The sequence below is a fragment of the Caballeronia sordidicola genome (genome assembly GCF_002220365.1).
In the GTDB taxonomy this organism is placed as follows: Bacteria; Pseudomonadota; Gammaproteobacteria; order Burkholderiales; family Burkholderiaceae; genus Caballeronia; species Caballeronia sordidicola_C.
In genome coordinates, this window is the sequence record NZ_MTHB01000131.1 from 1 (window position 1) to 17,785 (window position 17,785).

Genomic DNA, 17,785 nt, shown 5'->3' on the forward strand with positions numbered 1-17,785 from the left:
CCGACAAGCGCTTAGCGATAAGCTGCCCGTGCTATCCAGCAGTCTGGTTGCCAAACTGTTCAAGATCGTTGTTATGTTTTTTTCGAAGCTACATTGGGCCGTTTTCGAGGTGGAACATGGAAGTCTTTGTACGAGTGGGATCGCGTGACTTTTCCGCAATATTGGAGAGGGACGGGCTTGTCATACTAAAGGAGGGGCATAGAGAACTGACGCGCCTCACCTTGAACGATGCATTACCGGTACTTGCAGAAGGGAACGACGACGCCGGCATTCTTGATTCAACGATCGCTGGTATGTTGCGTGCACTTGTAAACTCCTATTCCCGTGTCACTTGACAACCCCGCGTAGGACCACGGGCCGGTTCCGGTGCTTCCACTTTCCTACGTAAATTGCATGACCGGCTTCGGTTAAAAGCGCTGATTCCCGCACCTTCACTTCCCACTCGCAGATTGATGAGACTTTTGCGCCGGAAAAAAACGCTAGAACGAGCCTATGTCAAAAGGCGTCCGGCTATTTCCGTCGCTGCATCCTAGTACAGGATCCCGCAAATTAGCTTTAATAGTGATCTGCCTGTAAATAAGACTGCGCGAGCGTGACGACCCCTGAGCCATCTCATCGAGCGGCCGTGAGCCCGGCATGAGGTCCCATCTCCCACTATGGCTTCGAAAGGCCGCATCATAAAGGTTCCGGCGGAGTTCGGTCAGCCGAAACACGACCATCGGATCCTGATCGTCCGATCGTCCAAACGTTTGATCAGCAGGCGGATAGCCCGGAAACGGCATTTGGAGAGGCTCGCTGTCCGATCCTGCCACGTCAATATGGACCGAGTGACGAACACCCTTGACTGGTCGGCAAGCATACGTCTGGGTGGCAAGAGGCAGAGATATTGGCCCGACACAACACTGACTGGCGTTACCTGAATTATAGTTCGCCGGCCTACGCCGGGGCGCCACCAAACCCCGCGGCGATCTGCATGAAGAACGCTGCGTCCGGCCGTCCTATCCGACAGCATGCTTGCCGCTCACCTCGAATCTCAGGCATCGCAGCGCTTCGTGACGATTGGCAGTCTGAGGGTGAATTCGCTGTCGGTACCCGGCCCGGCATTGGTTGCCGAGACCGTTCCGCCGTGAAACTCGGCGACTGCTTTTACGACAGCGCGGCGCACTCTCAGGTCGCCTGCCCTAGCAGCAATCGTTCTGCTGGATTGCACGGACAACTCGAATACATGCGGCAGGAGCACGCGCGAAATCCCGAGTCCATTGTTCCGAGCGGAAAAGCTGCACAGCAAACACCTTGCTGGATGCGGCTGCTGAGGCGGGGGCCCGGTGGCATGTCCCGGTGCTGCTGGTGCAGGCGTTCCGACGGGCATCGGACAGATGGTGCTGGTGCGGTTGTCCAGCCCTGTGAACGGCATCGACATCACGGAGGCAATCTGGTTCTCAGCCGGACGCTTACCCGCCATTCGCGCGCTCGGCAGTGCCGTCCCGTCCGTCATCGTGGCAGGTATGGGTGTATCGCTCGGGCGAGGAGGCGCCCCGAAGCTGGCGAGCGCGGCGATCGCCAGCCACCACTCAGGGACCCGTGTCAGCCGTGGTATTGATCATCGAACTCGGGTCACGACCGCTCGTTCATCGTGTCATTGCTCGTTGCCGTGGTGACTGCCACCCTCGTCGCGCGTTCAATCGAGCCGCGTTCGATCTACGAAGCACGGCTCTCCGAAGACCAGGTCCAGGCGCAACGCAAAGCTCGCGATCTGTGACCCGGATGATGGAGGGATAACGCAAGGCTGGAGAGCCGGCACATTTCAATCGCCAACCGGTTGCCTGGCAAGAGCGGATGCGCCAACGACTTCACGTTTCAGCAAGTCGCCCCACACGGTCATGTCACGGCTGGCAACTGCCGCCGGATTACCTTTTAGCACGTCAAACTGCGTCTTCTCGCCGACGCGCGAGAACCGGATATCGAAGGTCTGCGTGCCGACGCGTAAGTCCCTGAGCGTCAGATCGCTCAGCCAGGGTGGCAGGTCTGGATCGACGTAGAGCATCTCGTGGGGCGCGTCCGGTTGCAGGCCGAGGAGTGCCTGTAACAGCGAGAACACCGATCCTGCCGCCCACGCTTGCGGTACGTTCGCACCCGGATATTGAACGGGGAAATTCGCGTCGTCTCGGTGCAGTCCGGCATAGAGCTCGGGCAACTGATTCAGCCTGAAAAAGCTCCCCGCCTCGCACACGTCGAACGCGACGCGGGCAGCTTCCGCGGAATAGCCATAGCGCTTGAATCCTTGCGCGATCAGGCCATTGTCATGTGGCCACACCGCCCCTTTCTGGTAAGAAAAAGGGTTATAGGCCGCGTGACTGGCCGACAGAGTGCGGATGCCCCAACCGCTCCACATGTCCGGTTGCATGAGCCGCGCCACCACACGCCCGGCGCGTTCGGGCGGCACGATGCCCGACCACAGACAATGACCCGGATTGGATGCGACGCTCAATACCTGCTTCTTCTCGCCATCGAGCGCGAAAGCATAGAAGCCGCTCTCCTCGTCCCAGAATGCCTCGTTGAACCGTGTGAAAAGCGCAGCGGCTTTCGTCCGCAGGGTTCCTGCGTGGGCAGGATCATCAAGCACATCATAGATCTGCGCCATCCGCAGCCACGCATCATACACATAGCCCTGCAACTCGCAGAGTGCCTTTGGGCCCTTGACCAGGGTCCCGTCGGGATACACCAGGGCATCGCCGGAGTCCTTCCAGCTCTGGTTCTCGAGACCGGCAGCCGAACGGGTAGCGTACTCCTGAAAGCCGTCACCGTCGCGATCGCCATACCTGTCGATCCAATCCAGACAACGCTCGGCGGTCGGCAGATGACGCCTGAGCAGTTCGAGATCGCCGGTACAACACCAGGTATTGTGCAACGCGATTAGATAGAGAGGCGTTGCGTCCGCGGTGCCGTAGTACGGCGTGTGGGGAATCAGCTTGAGGTTTGCCAGCTCCCCCAGACGGAGTTCATGCAAAATCTTGCCGGGCTCGGCGTCGCGATATTCGTCGCGCTCGGTCGCCTGGGCCGCACCCAGCGCATCCAGCGTTCCGCGCGCAAAGTCAGAGTAGACGGGCCACGTCTGCAGCGAGACGACTAGGCTATCACGCCCGAACAAGGCCACGAACCATGGCAGCCCGGCAGCCGTTACAAGCTGCGTCTGGTCGGGGTTAGTCCCGAGGATAGGCAGGCGCAACGCGAACATGTCGTCGACCGCCTGCCGAAAAAGGTTTCTGAAGCCATCGTTGCTACTCTCGACCTTGAGTACGGCATCGCGCCAGGCAGCGAGGCGCTTACTGTTCTCCGACCGGTCGCCGACCGCGTCCATGCAACTTTCCGGCGCCGGATAGCACTCTTTGCCGTCCAGCAGATCGTACATGAGGCAGGTGTGCCAAGTGCCAGCAGGAGCCAGTTCGACGTCAAACGTGATACGTCCATTGGCGTACCCTGCCGGCGCGTCGCCGTTACGCGCCGTCACCGTCACCTCACGGGAAAAAGCGCCATTCTGGTACGCGGTCGTTAGACGCTGGTGGTCCCGGTTCCATTCTGTCGCAATGTTTCCGCGTCGAACGAACCGCCCGGACTTGACCTCGAAAATGTCGGCGAAATCGGAGCGCACCGCGATTTCGAAGTTGAAGCGCACCTTTGATGCGCCGTAGTTGGTGAGATCTACGTCTTCGTGCACACCCCCGCCGATATGACGACTGAGCATCAGCCCAATCGTATGCGAGTTGATCGGGCCGGCCTCCGTGACGAGTGCGCGGTTGGCCAGAAAAATGCGTTCGGCATAGGAGGTGGTCGCACCACCGTTGAGCAGATCCCACGGCTCACCGTTGGCGTAGACCGACCAACTGCTGATCATCCGGGTGTCGTAGAAATACAGACCTTTGTCGCTCGGCCATTGGATTTGCCCGTCCGTGTCGCAGAGCAGGACTGAGTGCCCCTGGTGAATCGCGAGTTGTGCTGGACCCACCCTGATTTCGACCGACATGTTTATCCTTGCGTACTGCTACTAGATTCGGCTCGCGTGGGTATGTCGTCGCAGTGAAAGTGCGCCTTACCCCGGTCCGCCATCGCCCGCGTTCACGACCGCCCCACACAGGAACAAGGTGTACGCGGACGGCTTGGGTGTCTGCACGCTGCCGTACCAGGCCACGACCAGACCTGAACGCGCCGGGCCGTCGGCATCTGGGCAGAGACAATGATTAGGTCCGGTGGTGTTGCCTAACTGGAGAATGTTACCCGACGCATCACGACGGACAAATCCCTCGCCCCCTAATGATGATCGTCTTTGTCCACGACATTGAATCGCCCCGACCTCGCCAACTGCTTGACCTTACCCATAAAGGACGTCTTTGGCGTCTTCTTGCATTCGTCAACGACCAATGCAACCGGGTGCGCGTTGTCGACAACGAGCTCATCGGATTCTTTGACGCCAAGCCTGTCGACACCCGCAGCCCAATACACCAACGCGGGTTTGTAGTTGTCGTCCAGCGCAACGAAATCTTCACATTTCATCTTTCCCGGCTGCACTTTCATGGGCGACTGCGCAAACGCAATCTGTGACAGGCCTAAGCCGGCCATGACTACTCCAAGCAAGATTTTTCTCATGACATTTCCCTGACGATCGAACGATAAAGAGTCCGTAAGACGATACATCTTGGACGGCCGTCAGCGACCGCTGACTCAGTAGCAAGATGCGCGCTGTCGGCAATGATGTCTGTACGGTGTCGTACCGGATCCCAAACCCATGCCACCGCAATACTTATCAGATCGAGGATGATCTGGATCAAGCTCAACTTATCGGCCTGTCGAAGATACGGTGAAGCGGCCCCCTCACCACATCAACTCAACATGATCCGGCTAACGATCGCTGCTATCGGCCGCTCCGTCCAACGCTGGAAGCGCGGGTTCAATTGCAGCGGTTTGAGTGTCATTCGCATGGCTAACTTGATGGGGTACTGTACCCTCACCAATCCAAAAGCCTGTTTCCGGATTGCGTCGAACGAAGGAGGCGCCTTTCGCTCGCCGAATCGCCAGTCGGCAGCGCAACGTAAGGCGATTTCGGTATCGCTCTGGCGCAGTTCGGCCAAGCGCCGCCAAAGGGCCGCGACGACCAACGACCTACTCACAGGCTCTTGCGACTGATACTTGAGAAAATATCTGTAAAAACGCCCGTAGTGCTGCAACTCATCGTTCCGGATGCGCCATGCGAGACCCCGAAGAACCGGTTCATCACACACTGAATTTAGCGCTTGGTAGTAAGTGGTTGTCCCCATTTCGACGACGCAACGCGCGGCCAATTCCTGGCCCCGTGTCGGCTCAAGATTTTCGGCGGTACAAAGCTTCGAATACTGCTTCAGAAAATCGGCATACGCACTATTCCAATCGAATTCTGGCCACACATGCTGCACATAGGCCTTCAGCGCCTGTCCGTGCTGGAGCTCTTCCGGTTCCCAGTGATCTTGCAGCCAGTCGCAGACTTCCGCATCCTTAGCAAAATAACGCACCAAATTGTGCGTATAGAGATCCGATCCGCTTTCGATGAGTGAAGCACTGCACACCAGAGCGAAGATATCGTCGCGCTCTCGGGTACGTGCGATATCAATGCTGGCAAAATTCAAATCCTGGAGACACCAGTGTGACCCCACTGCGCGACGACCGTGATCCAAGGTGTTCTCCGATTTTCGACGACTCTTGGCCGTAAGCCAAATACCGACGAAGCAAGCGGCCGGCCCGATTCCGTCTGCTGATGGTTTGGCTATCACGCCGTGCACCGGGACGCTATGAACGATTGTGTTCGCACATATCAGCTCGATTGAACGGATACCCGCTTTGGGTAGCACGGAGTCGGCTTGAGGCCTGCTCACGGGGCTCGACGACGCCATCCGGGCGCGATGCAAGAACCTGAAACAGAGACGTCCAGCCGTGCTCGAATCCCATCGCGGAACCGGCGAGGTATAAGCGGTAAGCGCGTATGATCCGCTCCGCATTAGCGCCAAGCGCTCGCCGGGCTTCAGCAAGATGCGACTCCAATGCGTCGGCCCAGCGCCAGAGCGTCTCGGCATAGTGCGGGCGCAAACACTCGGCGTCCAGCGGTTCGAGGTTCCCCGACGTCGTGGCGTCCAGCACGACGCCGACATGCACGAGCTGGCCGCCGGGAAAAATGTATTTCTCAATGAAATCGCCCATTCCGCCGTCAAGCTGGGAGCGGCCCGTCCCACCGGCGGTGATGCAGTGGTTCATTACAAGGCCACCGGGCTTGAGCACTCGGTGTATCTTCCGAAAATAGCGACTCAGGTTAGGTCGGCCAACATGTTCGCACATACCCACCGACGCTACTTTTTCAAATGGCCTTGATTCGTCGATGTCGCGATAGTCCTGTAAAAGTATCCGCACCCGGCCTTGCAGGCCCTTTTGTTCGATGAGCCTGTTGACATACTCGTATTGATTACTCGATAGGGTTATGCCGGTAGCATCGACTCCATAATGTTCCGCTGCCCAGAGCAGGAGCGCGCCCCAGCCGGCACCGATGTCGAGGAAACGCTCGCCGTAGTGCAGCCGGAGCTTTTTGCAGATCTGGTTGAGCTTCGCCTCCTGTGCCGCGGCGAGGGTCATGGTGGGGTTGGCGAAGTAAGCGCAGGAGTAAACGCGTCTCGGGTCAAGCCACAGTGCGTAGAAGTCGTCTGAAACGTCATAGTGCTGCTGGATCTGCGCGCCATCCTTCAGTCGACTGTGATGGGTGCGCTCCCAGATATTGCGTTGGGTGCGCTGCACGAAGCGAGGCCACCAGCTTCCCGCCTCCAGCGTAGGATCGTTGCCGAATAATGCCGATGCGGTCACCATAAGGTCGCGCATATTCCCCTCTATCTCGAGGCGCCATTCCACGTAATCTTCCGCTAACCGGCCGATCGCACCCTGCGCCAGATGCATCAGCGCTCGCATATCGCGTACGATAAATGCAAGGCGAGGTTGTGCGGCACCCAAGCGTTGCCCACTAGGGAGCAGGACCGAGCAAGGCAACGGCAAACCAGCAAGGCGTTGCTCTGCGCGCCGAATCAAGCGGTTAGAAAGGGACATGAATTCCACCTCTGTAATTCGGGTGACGGCCACAAAGTACTATGCCGTGATCGGGACTTCGGTTGCTCGGGCGGACCGTACCGGAAACCATAACCGCGAAGTAGGCCCGTGCGATAGGTTCGGAAACTACTCAAGTGCGCAGTACATCGGTATTCGAACGGCGCTTCTTTAGCTTCTGGTGATTGCTATCAACCTTACCTACTCGCGGCCCGAAACCAAAGCGGTAGCCGAGGAAGATACTCATGTTTAGCGGATCGCATCGTTAAGCATTCGCAGATCTCAATTCAACATTTTGAGCCGGCAGTTTCGATAGCTTAAGGCCATTGCCGTTCCTGACCTCATGGCTTATGGAGTTGGGTCTCGTACATGCGGTTAAGGGGAACAGCATCTATGTATGTGGGGCTGCGCTTGATTGCGTCGCGGCTGAGGGTAGTAGAAATAGTTGACGTAGTCGAATCGATACTGTTGAACGATTCGGTTGACAGAAGCACTTCGCTTTCGCTTTGCCACCAGTCCCGCGTATCGACTGTCAGGTAACGTATTAGCCACGTCCCGTCATCGAACACAAAGTCTCGAATGTGACCGATTGGCCCGTCCAACGCCTCGATCGTGAACCTGCCTACCTGTTTCGTATTCAGCAGGTGGGGCGTGGCGTTCAGGGCGTTCGTCTGCGGCGTTACACGCGCGTTTGCGTCGGCTTCGAGGGCTGCTGGCGGATTGACTGACTTTTCGGGATGCGGCGAGGTTTCCTGGAAATAATCCTCTTCCCAATATGGCTTGCACCGGTAGTAATCGAAGATCATGCCTTCCTGTAGGCGGGAAATTGGCGTCTGCGTATCTATCGACGAGCTACCTAACATCTCGTGCTGCGTAAGGTTCAACTTAACGACGCTTGAAGCGAAATCCATCTGGCGAATGCAACAGCCTGGCACCCAGATGCTTGCCCCATAGCCCCACGCTGACGTATCGACGATCAAGTAGCGGATCGCCCAGGTCCGGACATCGAAGTAGACTTGCTCGACCTTGCCAAGGTCATCATCCGGGCAGGTCACGCAAGATTCGATCAAATCCCCTATGCTTCGTAACATGATTCGCTATCCTTTCATATAGAAAATGCTGCATCTATATCTCTTAACTAGCGCATGAAAATACTCCGATAGCGATTTTTAGGGGAGATCGTCGAGCAGTGCGCGCTAACCAACCAAGCCGTTCTAGCCGTCAATACGAAAAATCATAAAACTGAATTGACGCTGGCGATAGACTCGGAATCTACTCATATAGCCACATTTAATCCCGACGTCTGCGAGAGCGGCATGCGTTCCGGTTTCGTCGTCGTTGTTTTCCCGATCCTGGTTCCCCGCCCTCCCTCTTGCATTAACCCAGTTTGACCGGAACAGACATCTGCTCACCGCCTCTCTGGATCTGCAACGAGATGCTGTCGCCGGCCTCGGAAATCATTTTCCTGAGCTGTTCCACGTTCTCGACGGGCTCGCCGTCGACAGCAAGAATCACATCGCCGGGCTCGATCCCCGCGTTGGCCGCTGCATTCTGTGCCTGTTCGACGAGCAAACCGGACGACAAGGACGCGTCGCTCTGCTCTTGCGGCGAAAGCGGCCGGACCGCAACACCCAGTCGCGCATGCGCCGGCCGCGCTGCGGCGCCCGCTTGCTGCGTCGCACCGGGCTGCACGCCCAACCTGACCGACAGGCTCCTCTCGCCAGCATCGCGCCAGATGCCGATATCCGCCGTTGTACCTGGCGACATTCCCGCGATTTGCGCCGGCAGATCGCCCGTATCCGGCACCGGCGTACCGTTGACCGAGAGGATCACATCCCCTGCCTGTATCCCCGCTGCAGCGGCCGGGCCGTCGGGGTCGACCGAGGCAACCAGTGCACCCTGTGGCTTTTTCATCCCCAACGATTGAGCGGCGGACTGGTCCACCGGTCCCACAGCGACGCCGAGCCGACCGCGACTCACGTAACCGTTCTTCACAAGATCATTCTTGACCTTGATCGCTTCGTCGATCGGAATCGCGAACGACAGGCCCTGAAAGCCGCCTGTGCGCGAATAGATCATTGAGTTGATACCGATCACCTCGCCCTTCCCATTGAACAGCGGCCCCCCCGAATTGCCCGGATTCACCGGCACGTCGGTCTGGATGAACGGTGTGTAACCCTCTCCAGGCAGCGTACGTGATTTCGCGCTGATAATGCCGGACGTGACCGTGTTGTCGAGACCATAGGGCGAGCCAATTGCGAGCACCCGTTCGCCAACTTTGCTTTTGGCCGGATCACCAATTCTGACCGTGGGCAGATCGCCTGCGTCGATTTTTAACACAGCGACATCCGACTGCTTGTCGGCGCCGATCACCTTGGCCCGAAATTCGCGCCTATCCTTCAACTTCACGGTGACCACGTCCGCGCCGTCGACAACGTGGTTATTCGTCAAGATATAGCCGCTCTGGCTGATGATGAAACCTGAGCCCAGACTCTCCGTCGATGGCTTATTCCCATCGGCGTCTTCCGAGCCCCCCGGACTGGCAACGTGCTTCGCACTGATGTTGACCACGGCGGGCCCGTAGGTCGCGACAATGTCCGAGAATTCCGGTGTGCCGACGCGTGCCGCGGATTCGGCCGGCGTAATCACGTTGGCAGTTTTGATAACCTGCGATGCATCGGCATCGCGGTGGCCTAACCCGTAGGCCCCTGCCAAAGCTGCGACAACGCCGACGGTCAGGGCGCCGCGTGAAATATTTCTTCTGGTCATGGTTCTTGTACCGGTGAGGGAGCGCTCGCTGCGAAGATGCCTAACGTACGCGCCACCACTTAACGTCAACTTAAGGTCAAACCGCTCGAATGAATGCTGTACGCATCGATCCTGCATGCGCGATGAGGCTGTCCGACCGGCTTCGACCTCGCGGTCGATCGCTTTCCTCATACGATCAAATAGCGCATCGAATGCATTTTCCATACTGCGGAAGCTCCCTGTGTAGACACCGTCAATCGGCACCTCGATCGGGCTTCCCTGCGTAGTCTCCCTGATCCACTGCGCGGCGACGTAAACTCCATTTTCAGCATCTCCGCTCAAGTCGAAAGTCATCTCGACGCCCATGTATACGCAGTTATGCTTATCGACCATTAATGTCTCCAGTTATGTGGCGGCAATCCGGAACCGATCAGAAGAAAAATGAGGTGAACTGCCACCACCAACGGAGAGTGCCATTAGGTTACCCTGTCGTATGCTAGGAAAAGAGCAGCATCAACTGTGCAATCGTTGGCTCCAGAATGGCAGGCGCGTGATGATTCTCTGCAATTGCGGCATCGCAGGACTCAGGCAACTGGTCGAAGGTTTCAGAAGATCGGGATTGGCATAAGTTGGTTGCGCTGGAGGGAGAAGCCAGTGGCGATGTCGAAGGCGCAGGCCGGTGGAGCTTTTTGACCGACGGACGAAACCTTACCCTGGTCCACTATGACCGGTGCGTGCATACGAACCGTGCATGGACAAATGCATTGGCGTCGTTGTTGCGACCTGTTTTCCTATGGAACCATGATGCAGTGACGCGCGAAGGCGGCGCGGCGCTAGCACCGCGGCTGCTCGGCATCGAGCATGGATGAAGCTGGCGCGGCAATGGAACGAACCCTCTGCAACGTTTCCCCTTTACCTCGGTGGTATCTCTCTTGGCATTGGGGCAGATGATGCGCTTAAGATGGTGGAGCAGACTGAAGTTTGAGCCCAGCCGCCGCCGGATGGCGATCAACCATCGGTCGCTGTGCCATCTGCGGACAGCCGAGCCACCGTTGCTATGGTCTGAAGCTCACCTGACAGCGGCCGTTCGCTGTTGCCGCTAGTCTGACTCACTCATGACTCACTCAAAGTCAAACGTACGTCGGTCTGTTTTCATTAGGTTTTCTGAACGGATGCGCGAGGCCGACATTTAACCGAGAACATCGCTTGGTTGCTATGAAACGCGTGGTGTTGTCAGCAGGCGCTGGATGACATTCGACAGATCCTTGAACTTCACCGGTTTAATGAACTGTTCACAATGGTGAAGCGCGATATCGTGCGAGGTTTCAGTTGAGATGTCGCCGGTTAAAACGATGACTGGCAGGTCACAATGCAGCTTCTCCCGAATTTTCATCGCCGCTTGGACTCCGTTCATGCCGTTCGGCAGGTTGTAGTCGGCCAGCACCAAGTCTGGTACGGCGCCTCCTTGCGCCAGCAATTCGAGCGCGGCGGCACCATCAGGCACTTCCATCGTATGGTGTCCCTCTTCGCTGAAAACCAGTTTAAGTGCCTCACGCACCTCGGGATCGTCTTCGATGATGAGAATCATGCCCGAACGACGAGTGCATTCGATCGCTTCCTGATCTCGCACTTGTGCCGGAGGGCTCTGAGACTGCGTTAGTGCTCCGGGCGCCGGAAGGTCGATCTCGATAGCAAATGCTGAACCTTTGCCCGGTTGGGAGCTAACCCGCAATCGGTAACCTAGCAAATCAGCGATCCGTTGGACGATCGACAGACCCAGGCCTAGGCCCCGGCTACGCTCGCGCGCGGGATTATCGATCTGATGATATTCCTGGAAGACCGCCTGAAGTTCGCCTTTTACAATCCCCACTCCTGTGTCCCAGACTTCGATGCTCAGCGTCCCATGGCGTCGCCGACAGCCCAGCAGTACCTTGCCGTGCGGTGTGTATTTCAAGGCATTCGACAGCAGATTCCGGATCACCTGTTCGAGAAGACGGGGATCGCTGTATAGCGTGAGACTGCAGGTCGCGACGTGGAGGACGATTCCCTTTGCTTGTGCCTGAAAGCTAAACTCATTCTTCAGCCGGTGAAGCAAGTCGTTAACCGGGAAACTGACCATCTCTGCGTGGACCGTGCCCGCCTCGATTTGGTTGATGTCGAGCAGCGTATTCAGCATCTCAGACATCGCGCTTATCGTTTCATCGAGCCGCGTCACCAAGTCCTGCCCTTTGTCACCCTCGACCGTTTTTGCCAGTAACCCTTGAAGCAAGGCAAGCGTCTGTAGCGGTTGACGCAGGTCGTGGCTGGCAGCCGCAAGAAAGCGGGACTTCGCGATATTCGCCAGTTCGGCTTGCTTCCTGGCGAGTTCCAGCGCCTTCGACGTACGCTTGCGCTCGGTGATGTCCGTAAAGGTGATCACGACTCCGCCCACCCCACCGTCCTCGGTGCGATAGGGCAGTATCCGTCGAGTGAACCACATGTCGCCTCGGGTTTCGATCTCCCGCTCGACTGGCACTAGGCTGTGCAGCACTGCCTGCGCATCGGTCGGGAGTGCACCATCGTTCGCGAGCGAATTCAGGTCCGACAGCGGCCGACCGATATCGCTCGGAATAACACTGAATAGCGATCTGGTAGCAGGCGTGAAGAAGCGGATCTTGAGCTCGGTGTCTAGGAAGAGTGTCGCAACATCCGTGCTGTACAGAACATTCTGGAGATCGTTGCTTGTTGTCCGCTGCCGTTCTAAGGTTTCCTGAAGTTGCCCATTAAGGGCTGTAAGCTCCTCGTTAAGCGACTGCAACTCTTCCTTGGAGGTGAGCAATTCCTCGTTTGTGGACTGAAATTCCTCATTGGCCGACAAGGCTTCTTCGTTGATTGACTTCTGTTCTTCGCTGGATATCTCAAGATTGCGAATGGCGCCCTGCAGTTCCGCCCGTGTGGCTTCGAGTTCCTGCTCCAGTTCGGTAACCCGTGCCTCGTTGTGCGGCTCGATGGAATGAGCGGTTTCCGGCTTTTGTTTCAGTTCGACTTGTTGCTCGTCGATGAAGCAGACCAACAACAACGCCTCGCCCTCCATCATCACGGGCTGGACATCAATTCTGAACGCCAAGGCACGGCCATCGTAGGTCACTCGGCCGCCTGTGATGATGGTGCGCACGTTTTCCTGAGTGGCCTGCTGGATCGCCGACCGGAGTTTGTTTCGCACACCCGGTCGCGCCATGGCGAAGAGGTCGTGAGTGGGCTGCCCCGGTGCGACGCTGAGATAACGATCCGTCGCGCCCAGAGAGTAAAGACACTCGTGCTGGCGATTGACCAACACGGCCGCTGGCGCATAACGCTCAATCACCAACCGGCGACAAAGCTCGGCGAGAGCAGACTGGCGCACGGGTGCCCGCCCCGGTCCTGGACCTGCGGGGACTCGAACGCCACCACCGGTAGACATCGAGAAATTCAGATCCCCAGGCCTGCTGCGACCGATATGTCGATACAGCCTTTCCTGTTTGGAAATCAGTTCGAAGCGGCCTTCGACGTTGCCGGCCGTCTCCGCATTACCCAGCAGCAGAACGCCCCCCTCGCGCAGTGCGAAATGAAACAATGAAACTACCTTGTCCTGGGACTCAGAGCGCAAATAGATGAGAAGGTTTCGACAGGAAACTAGATCGAGACGCGAGAAGGGCGGATCCGCAAGCACGTCCTGAACAGTGAATACGATCGCTGCACGCAACTCAGGCAAGACGCGGTAATGGTGATCCTCCAGCGAAAAGAAGCGCTTAAGGCGTGCAAGCGACACGTCCGCCTGGATCGTTTCAGGATAGACACCCTCCCGGGCGGTCGTTACAGCATCCGGATCCACGTCGGAAGCGAGTAGTTGGACTTTTATATTGCGTTTCGAGACTGCGATCTCCTCGATAAAGAGCATCGCGATCGAATAGGCTTCTTCTCCCGTACTACATCCTGCTACCCAGACGCGTAGGGGACGGTCGTCCGTGTGACTGCTGAGCAGTTCAGGAATAATTTTCTGCGCAAGGAAATCGTAGACCCTCGGGTCACGAAAGAAGCTGGTGACATTGATCAGAAGGTCCTTCGCGAGGAGTTCAAGTTCACCCGCGTTGGTTCCTAGCATTTTGAGATACTGATCCACGTCGTCATTCACAACTCCGGCCATCGCCATGCGTCGCTCGATGCGACGCTTCAGCGTTCCCGGCTTGTAAAGCGTGAAATCGTGTACGGTGTTTGTGCGGAGAAGTTCAATGACCCGATCCAACGCGTGTGGACCGCTATCTAGATCCTCCGTCGTATCAACTTCTATCGAATCGTTCTGCGTTGGCGTAAGCATCATGCCCCGATCGTATTTGATCAGCGCATCGGCAATCGTAGCCACCGGTAGCACGAGATCCACTACCCCGGTTGCGATTGCGCTTCGCGGCATGCCGTCATACTCGGCTTCGTCAGGATTCTGCGCGATCACGTAGCCACCTTTGTCCTTCAAACCTTTCAGTCCGATGCTGCCATCCGCACCGGTACCCGACAGGACGACACCGATGGCGCGCGGGCCGTATTCCACGGCTAGCGAATGCAGCAAAAAATCGAATGGCAGGCGTGCGCCATGGCGCTCTTGAGGGTGAGAGAGATGTAGCGCGTTATTGCCCACAGCGAGATAAACACCGGGAGGAATGATGTAGAGGTGTTCACGTTCAACCGACATTCCGTCGACGGCTTGCACCACCGTCATTGACGTGTGGCTGGCGATCAACTCTACCAGTATGCTTTCGTGGGTTGGATCGAGATGCTGGACCAAGATAAAGGCCATGCTTGTAGGTGCGGGCAGGGCATCCACGAGCTTTCTGCAGGCTTCAAGGCCGCCTGCCGATGCGCCGATGGCGACAACCAGAAACGCCCCTGGCGAATGACGGAGATCACGGACAGGCAATGACAGGCTGTCACTGGCTGCTGGTTGCCCTGCCGCCGGATTATGCCGGGAGATATCTGACATCACATTTGGTTCCAAAGTCGCCTCGGACGGGAGGCTGAAGTGATGTAGTCGATGCTTGCGAGCAAGCATCCGTTGCCTCGTACTAGATGTCATTGGCCGCGCAAGATTTCAAATGCATGCTTGCTGGAAGGCGCTTGTTCATCTAATTTTAGGCTGCCTAGCGCATCGGGTATGTCTCGGAAAGGCCGAATGGACATCAGCTTTAGGCAATACACCTGCCCAACGCACCGAGCCGACCCTTGGATGTGGGAGTACGGGTGCGTCCCAGGAATATTCCGACCGGATCCTGACTCATCGCTTTCAATTCCGTAAAACGACACCCAACCTATGAGGCCACATCTTACATGCCATTTGGTACGACACTCCTCAACCCTCACCGCGTTGGTTGCTTGGGAAGACCCAATCTGCACTCGTCATCCATTGGCGGGCTTTGAATTACGTCAGTCATCAAGTAGGCGAGAACCGCCGATTCGACCCGCTCTCTGCTCCGGTTAAATCGGACGGTGCAGGTTGATTTTCTTTGGAAAACTTTGGTTTCGATGATGGGCCACGACCGCCCCTCGATCCACGGTCTCAACAACGCTCACTCGCGATGTAATCGAGGATAGTCCAGTGTACGTCGACGCCGTACCTCTAAACCGCGCGTTCGAGACACTCCGTAATCTCTACGGTCGAGAAGCTTACTGGTCTTGTTATTTCCGACGTGAGCTTTCGCATGCAATCTGCCACCGATAATCCGTGACCGATACCATGAAAACAAACTTGCCAAACTCACTCGGTTCGGACACCTGCGTGAAGGCACCTCCGAACCCGCTAATCGCTAATCGCTTCTTCATGGCTTCTCTTCAGCGCTGAACGATAAAAACAAACTCGCGATTTGGTGCTGCGAGATCAACTCGTCGAACTAACCGTCCGTGGTGCCATTGCGCAAAGAGTCCGCGTGCGCGTCTTTCAGCCTTAGAGGCCAGTTCAAAAACCCCTGAGGGGGCTGTTTACTTTCTCGGCAAGCTGTTAACCTTGGATATCTGAACAACGGAACCCAAGGGATGGAAGCGCCGATCATCGATGACGAATTGTGGACACTGATCGAACCGTTACTGCCGACTCCCAAGCCCCGGCGCAAAGAGCATCCTGGTCGCCCACGCGTATCGGATCGGGCGGCGTTGGATGGCATCCTGTTCGTGTTGAAAACCGGTCTGCGATGGAACCACCTGCCGACCGTATTGGGCTTTGGCTCCGGCGCGACCTGCTGGCGACGATTGAACGACTGGCGCAAAGCACGAGTATGGGATCGACTGCACGAACTGCTGCTCGACAAGTTGCGCGAGGCCGGGCAGATCGATCTTTCATACGCTGCCGTCGATTCCTCGTCGGTGCGAGCTGTTGGGGCGGGCGAAAAACTGGCCCGAACCCCACGGACCGCTCGCGACCCGGTTCCAAGCACCACATCCTCGTAGACGCCAATGGCGTTCCCATCAGCGCCATTCTGACCGGCGCGAACCGCAACGACGTCACCCAATTGCTGCCGCTCGTCGACGCGATTCCCCCGATCCGCGGCGCGCGCGGTCGACCACTTCAGAGACCCAAGGTCATCTATGCCGATCGTGGTTACGATTCCGATCCGCATCGTCAACGATTGCGCGAGCGTGGCATCAAACCGGTGATCGCAAGGCGACGCACTGAACATGGCAGTGGTCTGGGAAAATTCCGTTGGGTCGTTGAACGGACTCACTCGTGGCTCCACAACTTCCGTCGTCTTCGCATACGCTTCGATCGCTGAGCTGAAATTCACGAAGCATTCTTGAAATTCGGCTGCGCCCTCGTCTGCTGGAACATCATCAGGCGTACGGAGCGGCCTTTTTGAACTGGCCTCTTAGGAGGTCGATGGAGGTCATCCATTTTAGCGAAGTACATCCCCTGTCCAAAAACGAGTATCTGCACGGTATTCGATGTGCATTTCGTCTAATCGGAAATCGTGGCCGTCATGTGCAAAGGCACTCAGCTTTCACGCTATCGCTCGCCCCACACGCTTCGGCAGAACGCCCTGCTCGGTTCACCAAACGACAAACGTACCCCGAATACACGGCAGTACGTTACCGTACCGACGAATATGATGGTTACGCGCACTATCCGTCGAGAGGTAAATCCTTTTTCAGACCAAGACGTTTGATGCCCGCCAAAATCGCTTAATTGAACTCGCAATAAGATTAGCCGTCTCTTGAGAAATTGGTGACACCCGTGCGTCCGTACTGTTTCCATGCTCGCTCGTTTGCGAATCGATTGGACACCAAATTGCGCAATCCGCGCTTTACTGCTTCCGCCTTCCTTGCTCTCATCTTGCCGGGTTCAACGAACAGGAGTCTTAGCGATTGTTTTCAAATCGATTATGTGATACGCGCTGGTTCGGACCGAAACCTTTCAATAGAACTGGCCCGCCAAAAACGTTCATCCAGAAAATTTGCCGACCTTGTTTGCCGCCGACGGTCAACAAGCCCCTTCAGCCAATCACTCGATTTATTAGTGGGTTGTCGCCGACTGATTAAAGCTGCACCACTTTTGCTGTGATGCTATCCATCAGAACAGCGCCCAAATGCGCACACGGAGAAACGGGCTCTATGCCGTTTTGAGTGGAACTTGACGGCTGGCGCGATAGCGTTTAATCCCTTGATCACGCGAGGCGGCGGGACGCAAAGGGTTTTGCGGCAAATGTTTTAGCCTGGACATGCGGAGGTAGGCGATGGCCACGAAGTTCTTCACGGTTCGAAATCCGCGCGCGGCCCGCTTGGTTTGTTGGAGCATGCCATTCATCGCCTCGACATAGGCATTGCTGCGACCGTCGAGCATGCCGCGCACGACGCCCGGCAGACGCTCCTTGAGCGTCGTGGCCAGCCGCCTGAACGGCTCAAGCCGACAACGCTTCGCCCATGAGATCCAGCCCTT

At 57.0% G+C, this 17,785-nt stretch carries 9 protein-coding genes and 1 pseudogene; 2 read left to right on the top strand and 8 right to left on the bottom strand.

Annotation, left to right across the window (positions count from 1 at the left end; all coding sequences use genetic code 11):
- The first annotated feature begins 1,633 nt into the window (after nucleotides 1-1,633).
- Nucleotides 1,634-1,759, top strand: a complete 126-nt coding sequence (locus BSU04_RS47775) for a hypothetical protein (RefSeq protein ID WP_256983170.1) — start codon at nucleotides 1,634-1,636, stop codon at nucleotides 1,757-1,759.
- A 45-nt stretch (nucleotides 1,760-1,804) separates the two neighbouring features.
- Here the strand turns inward: BSU04_RS47775 and BSU04_RS21525 are convergent, their stop codons facing one another.
- The 7 genes from BSU04_RS21525 to BSU04_RS21560 all read right to left on the bottom strand — a co-directional run bounded on the left by BSU04_RS21525 (nucleotide 1,805) and on the right by BSU04_RS21560 (nucleotide 14,845).
- Nucleotides 1,805-4,021, bottom strand: coding sequence for an amylo-alpha-1,6-glucosidase (locus BSU04_RS21525; RefSeq protein ID WP_089162513.1), 2,217 nt, complete (start codon nucleotides 4,019-4,021; stop codon nucleotides 1,805-1,807).
- Nucleotides 4,022-4,305: 284 nt separating this feature from the next.
- A complete protein-coding gene (locus BSU04_RS21530) occupies nucleotides 4,306-4,641 on the bottom strand; it encodes an HdeA/HdeB family chaperone (protein WP_089162514.1) in 336 nt (111 codons plus the stop codon).
- Nucleotides 4,642-4,874: 233 nt separating this feature from the next.
- Nucleotides 4,875-5,702 carry a ferritin-like domain-containing protein gene (locus BSU04_RS21535; protein ID WP_089162515.1) on the bottom strand — a complete coding sequence of 276 codons (828 nt, stop codon included), beginning with the start codon at nucleotides 5,700-5,702 and terminating at the stop codon, nucleotides 4,875-4,877.
- A 112-nt stretch (nucleotides 5,703-5,814) separates the two neighbouring features.
- On the bottom strand, nucleotides 5,815-7,110 hold the full coding sequence (locus tag BSU04_RS21540; protein ID WP_089162518.1) for a class I SAM-dependent methyltransferase: 1,296 nt from the start codon (nucleotides 7,108-7,110) through the stop codon (nucleotides 5,815-5,817).
- 338 nt (nucleotides 7,111-7,448) lie between these two features.
- The gene (locus BSU04_RS21545; protein ID WP_089162516.1) at nucleotides 7,449-8,198 is read right to left on the bottom strand and encodes a hypothetical protein; all 750 of its coding nucleotides are present in this window, start codon (nucleotides 8,196-8,198) and stop codon (nucleotides 7,449-7,451) included.
- A 286-nt stretch (nucleotides 8,199-8,484) separates the two neighbouring features.
- Nucleotides 8,485-9,876 carry a Do family serine endopeptidase gene (locus BSU04_RS21550; protein WP_089162519.1) on the bottom strand — a complete coding sequence of 464 codons (1,392 nt, stop codon included), beginning with the start codon at nucleotides 9,874-9,876 and terminating at the stop codon, nucleotides 8,485-8,487.
- A 1,192-nt stretch (nucleotides 9,877-11,068) separates the two neighbouring features.
- Entirely contained in the window at nucleotides 11,069-14,845 is a 3,777-nt protein-coding gene (locus BSU04_RS21560) for a chemotaxis protein CheB (protein ID WP_089162517.1), read from the bottom strand.
- Nucleotides 14,846-15,891: 1,046 nt separating this feature from the next.
- On the opposite strand from BSU04_RS21560, the pseudogene BSU04_RS21565 reads away from it, so the two are divergent.
- A pseudogene (locus BSU04_RS21565) lies at nucleotides 15,892-16,709 on the top strand (IS5 family transposase).
- A 749-nt stretch (nucleotides 16,710-17,458) separates the two neighbouring features.
- On the opposite strand, the gene BSU04_RS21570 reads toward BSU04_RS21565, so the two are convergent.
- Nucleotides 17,459-17,785: transposase (locus BSU04_RS21570; RefSeq protein ID WP_144021301.1), on the bottom strand; the 327-nt coding region annotated here is incomplete at its 5' end.